Source organism: Terribacillus aidingensis, assembly GCF_040703035.1.
In the GTDB taxonomy this organism is placed as follows: domain Bacteria; phylum Bacillota; class Bacilli; order Bacillales; family Amphibacillaceae; genus Terribacillus.
This window is the reverse complement of sequence record NZ_CP159996.1, coordinates 2,731,427-2,744,737: the sequence shown is the minus strand read 5'-3', so window position 1 is coordinate 2,744,737 and position 13,311 is coordinate 2,731,427. Positions and strand designations below refer to the sequence as shown.

Annotated in this window: 13 protein-coding genes; 8 read left to right on the top strand and 5 right to left on the bottom strand. The window is 45.0% G+C overall.

All coding sequences use genetic code 11. The features are described 5' to 3' along the window. Positions 1-48: 48 nt before the first annotated feature. The 3 genes from ABXS78_RS14310 to ABXS78_RS14300 all read left to right on the top strand — a co-directional run bounded on the left by ABXS78_RS14310 (position 49) and on the right by ABXS78_RS14300 (position 4,107). A complete protein-coding gene (locus ABXS78_RS14310) occupies positions 49-1,137 on the top strand; it encodes a glycosyltransferase (RefSeq protein WP_366247770.1) in 1,089 nt (362 codons plus the stop codon). A gap of 178 nt (positions 1,138-1,315) precedes the next feature. After that, positions 1,316-3,715: a cell wall-binding repeat-containing protein gene (locus ABXS78_RS14305; protein ID WP_366247769.1), complete on the top strand. Its 2,400-nt coding sequence runs from the start codon at positions 1,316-1,318 to the stop codon at positions 3,713-3,715. A 113-nt stretch (positions 3,716-3,828) separates the two neighbouring features. Next, positions 3,829-4,107 (top strand): AbrB/MazE/SpoVT family DNA-binding domain-containing protein, encoded by a 279-nt coding sequence (locus ABXS78_RS14300; RefSeq protein ID WP_095220905.1) that lies wholly within the window; start codon positions 3,829-3,831, stop codon positions 4,105-4,107. 43 nt (positions 4,108-4,150) lie between these two features. On the opposite strand, the gene ABXS78_RS14295 is transcribed toward ABXS78_RS14300, so the two are convergent. Continuing rightward, on the bottom strand, positions 4,151-4,921 hold the full coding sequence (locus ABXS78_RS14295; RefSeq protein ID WP_366247768.1) for a glucose 1-dehydrogenase: 771 nt from the start codon (positions 4,919-4,921) through the stop codon (positions 4,151-4,153). Positions 4,922-5,110: 189 nt separating this feature from the next. On the opposite strand from ABXS78_RS14295, the gene ABXS78_RS14290 reads away from it, so the two are divergent. Beyond that, on the top strand, positions 5,111-5,725 hold the full coding sequence (locus tag ABXS78_RS14290; protein ID WP_366247767.1) for a TetR/AcrR family transcriptional regulator: 615 nt from the start codon (positions 5,111-5,113) through the stop codon (positions 5,723-5,725). Between the two features lie 16 nt (positions 5,726-5,741). Here the strand turns inward: ABXS78_RS14290 and ABXS78_RS14285 are convergent, their stop codons facing one another. Genes ABXS78_RS14285 through ABXS78_RS14270 form a run of 4 tightly spaced genes read right to left on the bottom strand, consistent with a single transcriptional unit; the run spans position 5,742 to position 9,087 of the window. Then, positions 5,742-6,062: an EamA family transporter gene (locus tag ABXS78_RS14285; protein WP_366249950.1), complete on the bottom strand. Its 321-nt coding sequence runs from the start codon at positions 6,060-6,062 to the stop codon at positions 5,742-5,744. Then, positions 6,049-6,405: an EamA family transporter gene (locus ABXS78_RS14280; RefSeq protein ID WP_095220901.1), complete on the bottom strand. Its 357-nt coding sequence runs from the start codon at positions 6,403-6,405 to the stop codon at positions 6,049-6,051. The genes ABXS78_RS14285 and ABXS78_RS14280 overlap by 14 nt, the downstream gene beginning before the upstream one ends. Next, positions 6,371-8,119: a DUF6020 family protein gene (locus tag ABXS78_RS14275; protein WP_366247765.1), complete on the bottom strand. Its 1,749-nt coding sequence runs from the start codon at positions 8,117-8,119 to the stop codon at positions 6,371-6,373. The genes ABXS78_RS14280 and ABXS78_RS14275 overlap by 35 nt, the downstream gene beginning before the upstream one ends. Then, on the bottom strand, positions 8,119-9,087 hold the full coding sequence (locus ABXS78_RS14270; RefSeq protein WP_366247764.1) for a glycosyltransferase family 2 protein: 969 nt from the start codon (positions 9,085-9,087) through the stop codon (positions 8,119-8,121). Before ABXS78_RS14270 ends, ABXS78_RS14275 begins: the two co-directional genes overlap by 1 nt. Before the next feature lie 291 nt (positions 9,088-9,378). On the opposite strand from ABXS78_RS14270, the gene murJ reads away from it, so the two are divergent. The 4 genes from murJ to pssE are packed head-to-tail and all read left to right on the top strand — an operon-like array spanning position 9,379 to position 13,293. After that, entirely contained in the window at positions 9,379-10,890 is a 1,512-nt protein-coding gene (gene murJ / locus ABXS78_RS14265; RefSeq protein WP_366247763.1) for a murein biosynthesis integral membrane protein MurJ, read from the top strand. A 33-nt stretch (positions 10,891-10,923) separates the two neighbouring features. Next, complete coding sequence (locus ABXS78_RS14260; protein WP_366247761.1) at positions 10,924-12,306, top strand: O-antigen ligase family protein; 1,383 nt, start codon at positions 10,924-10,926, stop codon at positions 12,304-12,306. Positions 12,307-12,340: 34 nt separating this feature from the next. Continuing rightward, positions 12,341-12,817, top strand: coding sequence for a PssD/Cps14F family polysaccharide biosynthesis glycosyltransferase (gene pssD / locus ABXS78_RS14255; RefSeq protein ID WP_366249949.1), 477 nt, complete (start codon positions 12,341-12,343; stop codon positions 12,815-12,817). Then, positions 12,814-13,293 carry a PssE/Cps14G family polysaccharide biosynthesis glycosyltransferase gene (pssE, locus tag ABXS78_RS14250; RefSeq protein ID WP_366247760.1) on the top strand — a complete coding sequence of 160 codons (480 nt, stop codon included), beginning with the start codon at positions 12,814-12,816 and terminating at the stop codon, positions 13,291-13,293. The genes pssD and pssE overlap by 4 nt, the downstream gene beginning before the upstream one ends. Positions 13,294-13,311 lie beyond the last annotated feature (18 nt).

Sequence of the window (13,311 nt, the reverse complement as noted above, 5' to 3'; positions counted from 1 at the left end):
GAATAAGCGTACAATTTGTTTACAATTAAGTACGTAAGGGGCATTCGTATGAAAGTTCATTTGATCGCAAATATGTATCCAAGCAAGCAGCATCCCAATTATGGGGTGTTTGTCGAAAATACAGAAAAGATCCTTGCACAGTCGGGAGTAGCATTCGACCGTACTGTCGTCACAAAGCAATCGAGTTCCTTAGGTAAGCTGATTGCTTATGCCAGTCATTTTATCAAAGTGATCGGGAAATCTGTTTTCCGGAAATATGATGTTACCTATGTGCATTATGCAACACATAATTCAATTCCGGTGCTGATTGCCAAGAAATTGAACAAGAATATGGTTGTCTACACAAATGTGCATGGCAGTGATGTTGTGCCAGAGTTTCAGAAACGGCAGAAATACCAGCCTTACGTGAAGCGTTTATTAGAAGTATCAGATACTGTCATTACACCGAGTGATTATTATAAGCAGCTTGTGCAGCAGAAATATGGTTTGACGAATCGGATCGAAATATTTCCATCCGGAGGCATTAACAAGGATACCTTCTATGAGAAAGATACCCAGCTTGCTTGCCGGGAGCTTGAGATCAATCCGGCATATAGCTATATAGGATTTGTTGGCAGGATTGATAGAGGAAAAGGCTGGGATGTCTATCTGAAGGCTGCCAAGCTCCTGAAGGAACAAGGCAAACTGGAAAAACGCAAGCTATTGTTCATCGGTGATGGACTGGAGAAAGAAAGCTTTGATAATATGGTGGACAGTTATGGATTACGGAAAAATCTTGTGCATTTCCCGCTTCTGTCCCAACAAAAGCTGAACAGTGTATACAATAGTATGACAGTGTTCTGTTTTCCAACGATGCGAGAAGGAGAAAGCCTTGGTCTTGTAGGTCTGGAAGCGATGGCTTGCGGAACACCTGTAATCGGCAGCCGGATGGCAGGACTGTTAGACTATATGCAACATGGCAGGAATGGCTTTCTTTTTGAACCAGGATCTGCTGAGGAGCTGGCTGGCTGCATCACTGCCTATATGGAACTGCCAGAGGCAGCGAAGCAAACGATTCAAGAATCGGCAAAACAGACAGCAGCAGCTTATGAAGTGGAAGAAATCAAGCCTCGCTTGACAAAAATATTCTCTCGATGAAGTCCAACTATGGTTGGGCTTTTTTGTTAAGCGATTGTAAAATCGGTTTTTGCAATGTTAAGTTTGTTCTGAGGGTATAGTAAATTCCGCCTACTCTTTTTATAGTTTAAAAGAGGTGATACAAAATTCGACATAAGCATTTTGTATTGCGAATCTAGTAAAAGAAAGAGGGTAACAGGTGGAAAGAAGCAGAGCGACGAATATATATGTCTTTTTTGCTGGTCTTTTTCTTGCATGCTTAGCATTTATCCAGCCTGCTGATGTCCAAGCAGAGTCGAATAGTCATGCTTTTTCAGAGGGTGCGGCAACGGTACAATTGTCAGATGGTAAAACTGTCGAAGTAACGAATGATACGAACGGGGTAATTCGGATTAAGGGAGATTCTGGGACACTTTATGAATCCACGATTCCAGATGCAGATATTGCCTCTGTTCAGGAAACAACAATGGACAATACATCTTATGTAATTGTAGAGTATCGTACACATGGAACAGCACAAGCCTTGCAATTCGATATCTTGCATGTCACAAATGAGAAACTGGAACGCATTTATCAATCCGATTTATATGAAGGAGCGAGACTCACTGTAGATGAGGAAGGGACACAGCTTGAAGTAAGCTACCCAAAAATCGAACAGGATGTACCGCTTGCAGAACCGAAAGAAGTATATATCGAAGCATTCACAGTAGCTCCGCAGCAAGTGACGAAAGAGGATAAGCGGACAGAACCGACAGCAAGTGCTTCACAAGCACGCACGTTTCGTGCTAGTGCTGCAAGCTATTCAAACCCAAGCTATGACACCATCAGCCGTAAGCTGACAGCAGCTGCGGTTAAATACGATGTGCCAGCAGAGATCGTGAAATCAATCGCTTTCCGTGAAAGCGGCTGGAAACAGTATTGGACGGGGAGCACACCTTCCTATCAGGCTTCCTGCAGCATTTCGGACGGATCCAATGTGGTGATCGGCTATGATTGTATTGGTATCGGTATCATGCAGGTTTCCGATTATAACCGCAATGACACCGAGGAAATAGAGCGCCTGATGCACGATATCGATTACAATATCGATCGCGGGATGCGTATTCTGAAAGACAAATGGAATGAGGCTAACGCGAAAGCTGAATCCACTTTGGCATATAATCTGATTCCAAAGGTCAACGATGGTAATCCTGATAAATTAGAAAACTGGTACTTTGCTATTCTGGCATACAATGGACGGTTAGAACGGAATGATCCAATAGCAAATCCGCAAACTGCTTACCAGGAGCTTGTGTATAAGGAAATGGAGAATCAGTCGTTGATTACCACGACGCCTTTCCCGACTCATCTTTTGACACCTGGCAGAATTAGCGGAAAACTTGGTTCATACTTCTCATTCCAGACAAACCAAGTATCCACGCCTGGACCATTGCATGAAAGCACACAGAATTATGGAAATGGCAGCACAGTATATGTTACAGCTGACCAGCTCACGCTGCGCAATAGTCCGAATGGTTCTTCCATCGGCTCCTTGTCAAGAGGGGAAAAGCTGACAATCACTGGCGGCTACACTGCAAATAATTCCAATGTAAATCACTATGTCTGGTATCCAGTGCGTACTAGCAGCGGCAAAACAGGTTATGTAGCCAGCGGTTATTTGAGCAAGGCACCTATGGTCGTGCACAATTTGGAGGGTTCACGCCGTAATGCCACAAGTGCGAGCATTTCCAACTACGGCTGGCATCTGGAATCTCCTGAAGCAGTCGTAATTGGAAGAAGCGATCTGCCAATTGATGCTTTCACAGGAAGCGTCCTGGCAGCCCAAACGGATTCTCCGCTTCTGTTAACGGATCAGAATAAGCTGGAGCAGGTGACAATTACGGAGATTGATCGACTGAATCCGTCTACCATCTATATAGTCGGTGCAGAACCAGCTATTTCGAAAAATGTCGAGAACGATTTGCGTAAAAAGTTTCCTAATAGCACAGTCGAACGAGTAGCCGGCTCTACTCGTTATGCGACAGCCGTAAAAGTAGCAGAGGAAGTAGCAGCTGTTGCAAGTAAGCCATCAGAGGTCTTCCTTGCAGTCGGAGATGAGAAATCGCCGGATGCGCTCACTATCGGACCTCATGCAGGAAAAGAAGGCATCCCTATCTTGCTGACAAGAACGGGAGAGCTGCATGAAGAAGTAAAGAATTATATCAAGCGCAATAGTATTAAAAAAGTGACAATTATCGGCAGTGAGACAGTCGTGTCTAAACGTGTAGCGGATGCAGTCAAGCAGCTTGGTGCTTCTGTGGAACGTGTATACGGACCTGATCGCTATTCGACGAATGCTGCTGTTATCACGAAGTATTATGGAAACAATCCGGATCAAGTATTCTTTGCTAACGGTCAAACGACGGTAGACAGTCTGTCTGGTGCACCGCTTGCAGCTAAATATGATGCACCTATCGTTCTGACGAGACCGGATGCTGTTACGAAGCCGACACGAGCTTTTCTAAATAAGGTTACCGATCAGCCTGAGATTTTCTATCTCGGCTCAGATGCTGCTATTGCAGACCGGACACGACAGGAACTCGAAGGAATCCTTCAGTAACAAAAAGAAGCACAAACAGAATCAGTGTTTGTGCTTCTTTTTACGACAATAATATTTTCAATAATAAGAAATATATAGTATAGTGTTAACATCACAGTAAAGGAGGCGTTTTCATGAAGAGTACCGGGATTACGAGACGGGTCGATCATCTTGGGCGTGTCGTCGTGCCGAAAGAAATTAGAAGAGAGTTCGGCATAGAAGAAAAAGATCCTGTGGAAATTTTTGTCGAAGGTGACAAGATCATCTTCCGAAAGTATCAGCCTGGTTTTACTTGTGCTATAACGGGAGAAATCACGCCGGAAAACAAGCAGTATGCAGACAACTTGTATTTAAGTCCGGAAGGTGCCCGCATCCTCTTTGATAAACTGAAAGAAGAATTTGATTCCAACTAAAAAAGACGCAGCAGACAGGTACCTGTCCGCTCGTCTTTCTTTTTTATACTGATGTTGTTCCTTGTCCGCCATCAACACGGTAATAAGAGCCGGTGATGAAGCTGGAGCGATCAGAAGCGAGGAAGAGCATCAGTCCAGTCACCTCTTCGACTTCTCCATACCGATTCATAGGTGAACTCGCTTCAAAGCCTCGGCGGGCTGTGTTCTCATTCCCTTTAGCTGCCTTCGTTTCGATAGCTTCCATCCATTCTGTGTCCAAAGCTGACGGGCAAATTGCGTTCACTCGGATACCGTAATCTGCGACTTCCAAAGCCGCTGTCTTATTAAGTCCGAGCATAGCGTGCTTGGAGGCTACGTACGTGCTCATACCCGGTCCGCCCAGTAAGCTGCCGCTGCATGCAGTATTGACGACTACGCCGCTTTTTTGCTCAATCATGACACGCAAAACATGTTTTAAGCCGAGGAAGGCACCGACCACATTCACCTGAAGTACTTCCTCCAGGCTCGCTGCAGTTTGTTCAGTAATCGGAACAAAGTCACCGCTCAATCCTGCCTGATTAATGAACACATCAATTCTTCCAAATCGCTGCAGTGTCTTTTCCACGAATTGTTCTACATCTGCTTCTTTCGTGACGTCTGCAGGAAGCAGGATCTTTTCTGTTTCAATAGCTGCCGCAGCCCTGTCTAATGCCTTTTCTGAAAGGTCGACCAACGCAAGCTTGGCGCCTGCTTCTGCAAATGCTTTGGCTGCAGCTGACCCGATTCCGCCGGCAGCGCCAGTGATCAAAACGACCTTTCCTTGGAATTCCTTCACTGTGCGAGCCTCCTTAGTATATATAGAAGATATTACTGAAGATTTTTAGAAGGTTATGTCATAGTAATCTTAGCGCATTGACAACTAGGTAACAATGCTCAATAATTTAGCTAATGTAACCTAATCAACAAAAAGATTTTAGAGATAGAAGATAAATAGATTTAATATACAAAAAAGGCGGTTTTGTTGATGAAATTGAAAACGGACCGACGTAGCAAAAGAAGTGTGAAGGCGCTTAAACAGGCATATATCGATTTGATTCTGGAGGAAGAAGAAAAGAGGATCAGCATCCAGCAAATAGCCGATCAAGCCGATTATAACCGTGGCACCTTCTATAAGCATTTTGCTGATAAAGAGAGTCTGAAGGAAAGTATCCTTGCTGATTTCCTGGATGGTATTGCTATCGCTTTGTTAGAACCTTATAAGGAAAGTGCTTTTGTCGATTTACAGGAGCAGGCTCCTTCCACGATGCGCATATTCACACATATTTATGAAGAAAGGCATGTCTTGCAGGCTCTGCGAATTCTTTATCCTGATATAGCTGACAAGATGCTGCGAGTATTCGTCGACTGCTTATCAGGTGATTTTTATATGGAAACAGAAACTCCAAGGATTCCGGTGGATTATGATCTGATGATTCATTTTCAAATGGCAGCTACTGTCGGCTTTATCATGCGCTGGGCAGACTCGAACTTCAAATTTTCAACCTTGCATCTATCGGAACAATTTACTGAATTGGTACGTGTACGCCCCTACAGACTAGTCAATAAGACTGTACAAAAAGAAAACGACTCCCGCGATTAAAGCGGGAGTCGTTTTTTTATAGGACAAGACAGGCAGCGCCGGCGACAAGCAGTCCGACACCGACTATTTGCCGTAAGCGAATATGTTCTTTTAAGAAGTAATACGACAGCAATAATGTCCACACGTAGGTAATGGCCGTCAGTGGGAAGACGACAGAATAAGGCAGCAATGCGAGCACATAGATGTTGATCAATGCAGCAGATCCATAACAAGTGAGACCAATTAGAAGTGTACGAGACGTATGTGTTGATGGATCACTGGCCCGCTTGAAGAAGAATCCGCCGCCCGCACCGAGCATCGTACAGGTAACTAATAAGATCCAGCTAATTCTCCCCACCCCCAATCAGGATCGCCCCAACGATAATCAGCGCCGTCCCGATGATATGCATGGCAGAAATATGCTCATCCAAAAAGATGGAGCCCATCACTAATGCGAACACATAACCAAGGCTCAGCATCGGGTGCAGCACACTAAGCTTACCGAAACGGAATGCAATCATCATGGTGACTGCTCCTGCTCCATAACAGGCACAGCCGATCAGGAGGGGAATATTGATTTCCCCGTCCGCGATCTTCCACAACAACTGACCGACGCTTGTAAAGACAGCTGACAATAAGATTAAAGCTATACCGAGCTTTTGCTTGTTATGACTGTTTTGTTGAGGTCGCGCGTTCTCCATGGCTTGGCTCCTTTCCTTTCTTGTACAAACATGCAAAGAGAAGGAAGAAGATACTTACCATGCTATTGCTTACTTGATAGCGATAATCCTGAGCCGGCAGTCCAACAAAGATTGTTGCCGTATTCAAAAGCACTGGCAAAATCGGCAGCCAAGCAATTGCTCCAAGTTTCCGGGAAGCGATCAAGCTGAATAAGATGATGAGAATACTGAAAACAGCCGGACGCCAGAAGAGTTCTTCTGTATGGTAGCGGGATGTTTCCAGACCATATTCCACTACATCATATAGTGTTTGGCTCACCGGTCTCGTTTCCAATCCCATCTCGTTTGGATCCACGTCAATCGTGTACGGATTTGTATAACCGTCCACTGGCTTATTGATCTGCCATACGAGGGAAGTCTGCTTCAGATATGCCTCGATGACGGTAGCTGGGTTCTGTTTGACAATATCGAACCAGATGGATAAGTACTTGCCCATATCGGCCACAATGACATCGTCCTTAAAATTATCGTGGAACTTGATACGATCTGTCAGATATGGATTGTACGCATCCCAGTCCTCAATCGGCAATATCGTATCTAAGTAATTGAGCTGTTCTTCCGTCAGTTCTCCATCCTGGGATACGACTGCGGCAATCTGCTGCGTCGGTATGCTCATAGATTCATTCGGGTTGGCAGATTGGATGTTGTAAGCAGTAAATACTGGTCCCGTGACGACAATATAAAGAGCGGAAACGAGCACGAGCGGTGTCAGCAGCTGCTTCCAGTTTCTCCGATAAGCAAGGAGCATGCCTATCGCCGTTAAAATGGCAATTGGTAATCCATTATTACGGAAGAATGCAATGCCGAGGAGAACTACTGTAAATGTCGCGATGCCACTCCAAGTCCGCAGATTTTTCCCTTCCTGCAGCACTGTTTTCATAACAAAGAGTGTCAGGAAAACGATGAAAGTACTATAAACGACATCCTTCCAAAGAATGGTGGAGAAAATGCCGTTTACCGGCAGTGCTGCCCATAGGAGGGCTGCAATCCAAGCGATCGTTTTTCCGAGTCCATATTGGCGGAAGGAATAGATTCCATAGGAATACACAAACGACATGAGCAAAATTTGGAATAACACGATGATGGCCGGAGAATCCCAAATCTGTGTCAGGACGAGAATCACCATTGTGTAAGCGAATGGATGCCAGTTATTGAACTCCATATTTTCTACTTGCCGCCAATGGTTCAAGGAATCAGGGCTCATATTACCTGGGAAGAAAGCGAGCAAGTAGACCATCCAAACAAGAATCATCGGCAGCATATACCAAAGGATTTGCCACCTGCTTACCGCCGTCCTATGCCACATATAACCTCCGCGTAGCAGGATAAAAGCAATGAAGGAAAAGAAGCAGAAAATTGTAGCGAGTGAAATGACATCTACAATTACCGTCTCATACCAAGGGCGATTGATGAACAGCGGCCAGTCAATCAAGCTGATCAGCGTATAAACTGACAGCAAAGCAATGCCTATCATTATGTAACGTTTCTCCAGAACAGCCCGGAGAATTTGTTTACTAAAGATAAGGAAAGCATAAAAGAAACAAATACTGATAACAGCAAGGACAGCATATTTCAAAAGTGACGTGTCCTGCCTTTCCTGCATAACAGCCAATACAGAAATAGTGGCTGCAAGACCTGCAGCCACACTGATCAAAAGATTTCGAACAAGCGTCATTACATGGAGCCTCCAGTTCTGGTCATACCTTGGACAGGTTTCGGTTTGCTTTCTGCCTGAATCCGGTTCAATTCCAATTCGTATTGCTTACGCTGATTGGAAGCAACAGTATCCAAAATTGCGCCGCAAGCAAAGCTCAGCACCGATAGGACAACTAATCCGACAGCGAGGATGGCTGAAGGAACCCGGGTGATGAAATCGGTAGCGAAGTATTCAGCAATAACCGGAATGCCGACAGCTAGCCCGAGAATGAGAAACAGCAGGGACCATGCTGTGAAAAAGAGCATCGGTTTGTATTCCTTAAACAGGGTGAAAATCTTATACAGCACTTTGCGGCCATCAGCCAGTGTGTTCAATTTTGAATGGCTTCCTTCCGGACGGTCCCGATAAGCGATAGGTACTTCGACGATTGCAAGTCGCTTATCGAGTGCATGGATTGACATCTCGGTCTCGATCTCGAAGCCGGGACTCATGATGGGCATTGTCTTGACAAAAAGACGGTCAAAGGCACGGTAGCCTGTCATGATATCGCTAAGCTTCTTTTTATATAGGAAGTTGATGCAACTTTTCACCATTGTGTTACCAAGGTTATGGAATTTGCGTTTATTCTCTTTTACATATGTGCCATTCGACAGACGGTCCCCGATAACCATATTGGCTCGGCCTTCCTGGATCGGTGCAATCAAATCATGGACGAATTCAGCAGGATATGTATTATCCCCGTCGACCATTACATAACAATCCGCTTCAATATTACGGAACATAGAACGGACAACATGTCCCTTGCCCTGCTGATATTCATGACGGACGATTGCGCCATGCCTCCGGGCAACCTCGCTCGTCTTGTCTTTTGAGTTGTTGTCGAACACATAGATATCTGCATGGGGCAGCTGGTTCCGGAAAGCATCGATAACATCACCGATTGTTTGTTCTTCGTTGTAGCATGGAATCAATACAGCTATTTTCACTACGTACACTCCATTCCTTTTCTAGGATATGTCGAACCAAGTCTAGCAAAGGATTATTGTGCAACTGTTAACCAATGGTGAAGTAATTGTAAATAGTATGAATATGCGAATATTTTGTAAAGTTATGCCCCAGCCCAGTTACTGGAAGGGATGAAGGCGTGTTGCATGCTATGCGGTACGTTAAGTTACTGTAAATTGCCTTGAAACGGCTTTCTGTTCAGTCTTATAATTTAGCCAGCAATACGCATCCCATAAGCTATATCTGCATGGGCAATAGAGAGAGGTCCTATCATGAAGTCGAAACTTCGCATCGCCAGTCTGCTGCTGCTGTTCGTGACCCTCGTTCTGAAGGTGTCAGGGTTGATCCGGGATATGCTCATAACTAATTATTTCGGAGCCAGCGGCGAATCGGACGCCTACTACGCGGCATTCGCACTGCCGAATATGTTCATCTTGTTCCTGACAACAGGTATGAAGAGTGCGTTCGTTCCAAGTTATATCAAATACAAAGAAAAGAGCAGAGGGCTTTCACATCTGCAGGATGTATGGAAAGGGACACTGCTGCTCAGTTTACTGATCTCGGTTGTTTTCATTTTTATCGCGCCGGTATATATCCGTCTTCTATATCCGAATCTGACAGGCGATACAGCGCATATGGCAATGATCATGACGATCATATTCCTTTCCTCGTTACTATTCGTCGGTGTCAATGCGGTGCTCGAAGCCTACTTCGATGCCGAGAACAAATACTATTTATCGGTACTGGCACAAGCAATCGTGCTCTTAGGAACAATTGGAAGCGCCTTGCTCTTCGCGGATGAGATCGGGGCTTATGCTTTTGCATTTGGTAACTTGGCAGGCGTGATCCTGAGCTTGCTATTCAAGCTATTGCTCTTGCTCCCAAAACGGACGCTTACCTTAAAAGGCAAAATAAATTGGGAAGAAAACAAGCGCTTCTACCATATCTTCATTCCGGTAGCGCTTACGGCGATGATCGGTCAAATTACTTTGCTGATTGATACATCTTTTGCAAATATGCTTGGCAGTAGCTTTGTTACATATTTAAATATCGCAAAGAACTTAACACAATTCCCGCAGAATATTATCGGAGTGACAGTTGGTACAATTGTATTTCCACTGCTTGCTGCCGCATATGCAAAGCGGGACATGGAAAGCTTTAAGGAGAACATCACACGCGGCCTGCAGATTATGTATTTCGTCCTGCTGCCAGTTCTGACAGGAATGATGCTGCTGATGCCTGAGATAGTTACCCTGCTTTTTGTAAACGGAGAATTCACTGCACAGCATGCAGGAGAGACGAGCATCGCAGCATATTATTACTTCGGAACCATCTTGTTCTACAGTCTGGTCATTATCGTCAACAATGGTTTTTATACGATGGAAAAGGGACATTACATGATGCGGCTGGGGTTCTTATCTATCGGTTTGAAGCTTTTGCTCAACTACTTATTTACAGAAAGCTTCGGTTTCATCGGTATCCCGCTTTCTTCATCCGTGACAGGCTTGATCTATGCAGTTGCCTGCTTCCTTTTGTTCCGGAAGCTCACGGGTGGCATATCTGTAAGTGCAATGCTAGCAGATGTCGCCAAGACGACTGCCAGTGTACTCATCATGGGAATCGCTGTTCTCTTGATCAAAGAGACTTTAAGCGATGTACAGCCTATCCTGACGATTATGATCTGTTCAGCAGTCGGTGTCATCGTATTTCTGATCTGCGTATTCCTGATGAAAATCAAATCATTTTATATCCTATTGGGAAGAGGCGGCTCCGCTGCTAAGTAATTGGCAAGAGTGGCAAGAAGGAGGACAATCATTTTGCAAGCTCTGACACAGAAACTCAAGCACAACTATCATATATTCGAAAAACTTTTTATTTTCTTCATTTTGGCTCAGCCGTTTCTCGACTTGCTGTCGTACTTCTCGATACCGATTTCCAATCCAGTACGGCTGCTCGTCATTCCGATTGGGGCATTGTACATGCTTAGCTATCCGGATCGGCGCTGGAGCAGAAATACTTTCATTTACATGCTGGTGCTGGCTGTCTATTTTGCCATCAATTTCGGTGTCAATATGATATGGAAGGATCCCGTTTCAGCGGCAGGCGAATTGACGTTTATCCTGAAGACCTTCTTCTTTATCACAGCCTTACTTGTCTATGTGATGATTTTCCGCCATATAGGAGAAAATAGGGAATGGAAAGTGATTGTACCGAAATATCTATTTATAAACACAAGTGTCGTCAGTGTCGTTATGCTTCTTGCCGAACTAACTGGTACAGGGAAGCGGAGCTATGATTACTTAGCAAAGCAAGGACATTCTGGCTGGTTCTTTTCCGGTAATGAAATCAGTGCCATTTTAGGTATGGGTTTCTGCGGGGCAATCATCTACTATCTCTTCATAAAGAAGGGACTTGTGGCGCAAATTATCTGTACAGCACTTATAGCAGTCATGATATGGGCGATGCTGACAATCGGAACGAAGGTCGCATTCGGAGCAGCCCTGCTTGTGTTGGGAATGGCGTTCCTAATACTTCTCATACAAGCAATCATCACACGAAGCAACTTCATCCAGTCTGGTGTCGTGTTAGTCTTGCTAGCAGTGACCGTCTTCATCTCTCCTGAGATGCCAATCGGTAATAACCTCGGGTTATCTGTAGACATGGCAAATGAAAAGGCGGCACAGCAGCAGGAACAAGCAGAAGCGCCACCATTGCCGGAGGAAGCAGAAGGGGAGGTCCCGCCTCCTGGCAGCGTAAGACAGTGGAGTTCCTGGCAGCTCATGGCATTGAATGGCCGGGAAGAATTCTTTGGCACAGTACTTTATTACTTTGAACGGGCACCCGTCATCCAGAAAGTCTTTGGCATGGGAATTGGCGGAAACTATACCGGGGAAGAACCTAGGATCATTGAAATGGATATCCTGGATTGGTTCTTCGGCTTTGGATATCTCGGGACACTGATCCTCGTACTGCCGCTTTTGTTTATTATCGGCAGAATCCTGGTATTCATCTTCAAGCAGCGATTCCGTACAGTAAGCACAACTGCTTTATTCAGCGGTGTTGGCGCTTGTATCGGTCTTGGTGCAGCATTTATAGCCGGACACATTTTATCGTCACCGGCATCCGGATTTTATCTGGCGTTGTTCCTCGGGTTCCTGTATGGGTTGGTCAAACAGAAGCCTGAGAAATTCTTTCAATAGCATCTCACCTTAACTGGAATGGAGCGAATCTGTGATGAAAATGAAAAAGAAAAAATTGCTTCTGATCTCATCCATTGGCGGACATTTAACGCAGCTTTTGCAGCTGGAGCCGCTCTTCAAGGAATATGACTACCATATCGTGACAGAGAAATCTGAAATCACGGAGCAGATGAAGGGCAAGCACCCGATGAGCTTCCTTGTATACGGCGCACGCAATTATCCTTTTCGCTATATATTCAAGTTCAGTTATAACATTATAAAATCGATCTTTTTATTCCTGAAGCATCGTCCGGATGTTGTCATCTCCACGGGAGCACATACATCCGTGCCGATGTGCTATATCGCCAAGCTGTTTGGGAAGCGTGTCATCTTCATCGAGAGCTTTGCAAAGTCCACTTCACCGACCATTTCAGGTAAGCTGATTTATCCTATCGCCGATTTATTCATCGTCCAATGGGAGACGATGAAACAGATTTATCCGAAAGCGGTCTATGGGGGGTCCATCTATTGATACTGGTCGTCTTAGGTACCCACGAGCTTCCATTCACCCGACTGCTTGAAGAGGTGGAACGGCTGAAACGGGAAGGAATCATCAATGAGGAAGTTATCGTTCAAGCTGGACACACGAAGTTTGACAGTGACTTACTGACAATAAAACCATTCGTTAACTATGAGGTCATGGATCAGCTGATGGAGGATGCCCGGCTTGTGATCACGCATGCAGGTACCGGATCGGTTATCTCTGCCTTGAAAAAGGGTAAAAAGGTAATCGCGGCAGCCAGACTGAAAAAGTACGGCGAACATAATGATGATCATCAGCTGCAGCTGATGTCCATCTTCCTGGAACAGAAGCATATCCTTAGCTGGGGAGAAGGAGAAGATCTCGGTAAGGTAATACAGGAGACAGAGCACTTTGAACCAGAGCCATTTCAATCAGGGAAAGAGCGGATGTTCACGATTCTCAGCAACTTTATCAAAGAAGCTTGATAAATGTAAAAGAAATGT

Bases quoted from the DNA above. Each gene is read 5' to 3' on its own strand.
- ABXS78_RS14310 (WP_366247770.1), top strand. From the start codon at position 49: ATGAAAGTTCATTTGATCGCAAATATGTATCCAAGCAAGCAGCATCCC.
- ABXS78_RS14300 (WP_095220905.1), top strand. From the start codon at position 3,829: ATGAAGAGTACCGGGATTACGAGACGGGTCGATCATCTTGGGCGTGTC.
- ABXS78_RS14290 (WP_366247767.1), top strand. From the start codon at position 5,111: ATGAAATTGAAAACGGACCGACGTAGCAAAAGAAGTGTGAAGGCGCTT.
- ABXS78_RS14280 (WP_095220901.1), bottom strand. From the start codon at position 6,405: ATGGAGAACGCGCGACCTCAACAAAACAGTCATAACAAGCAAAAGCTC.
- ABXS78_RS14275 (WP_366247765.1), bottom strand. From the start codon at position 8,119: ATGACGCTTGTTCGAAATCTTTTGATCAGTGTGGCTGCAGGTCTTGCA.
- murJ (WP_366247763.1), top strand. From the start codon at position 9,379: ATGAAGTCGAAACTTCGCATCGCCAGTCTGCTGCTGCTGTTCGTGACC.
- pssD (WP_366249949.1), top strand. From the start codon at position 12,341: ATGAAAATGAAAAAGAAAAAATTGCTTCTGATCTCATCCATTGGCGGA.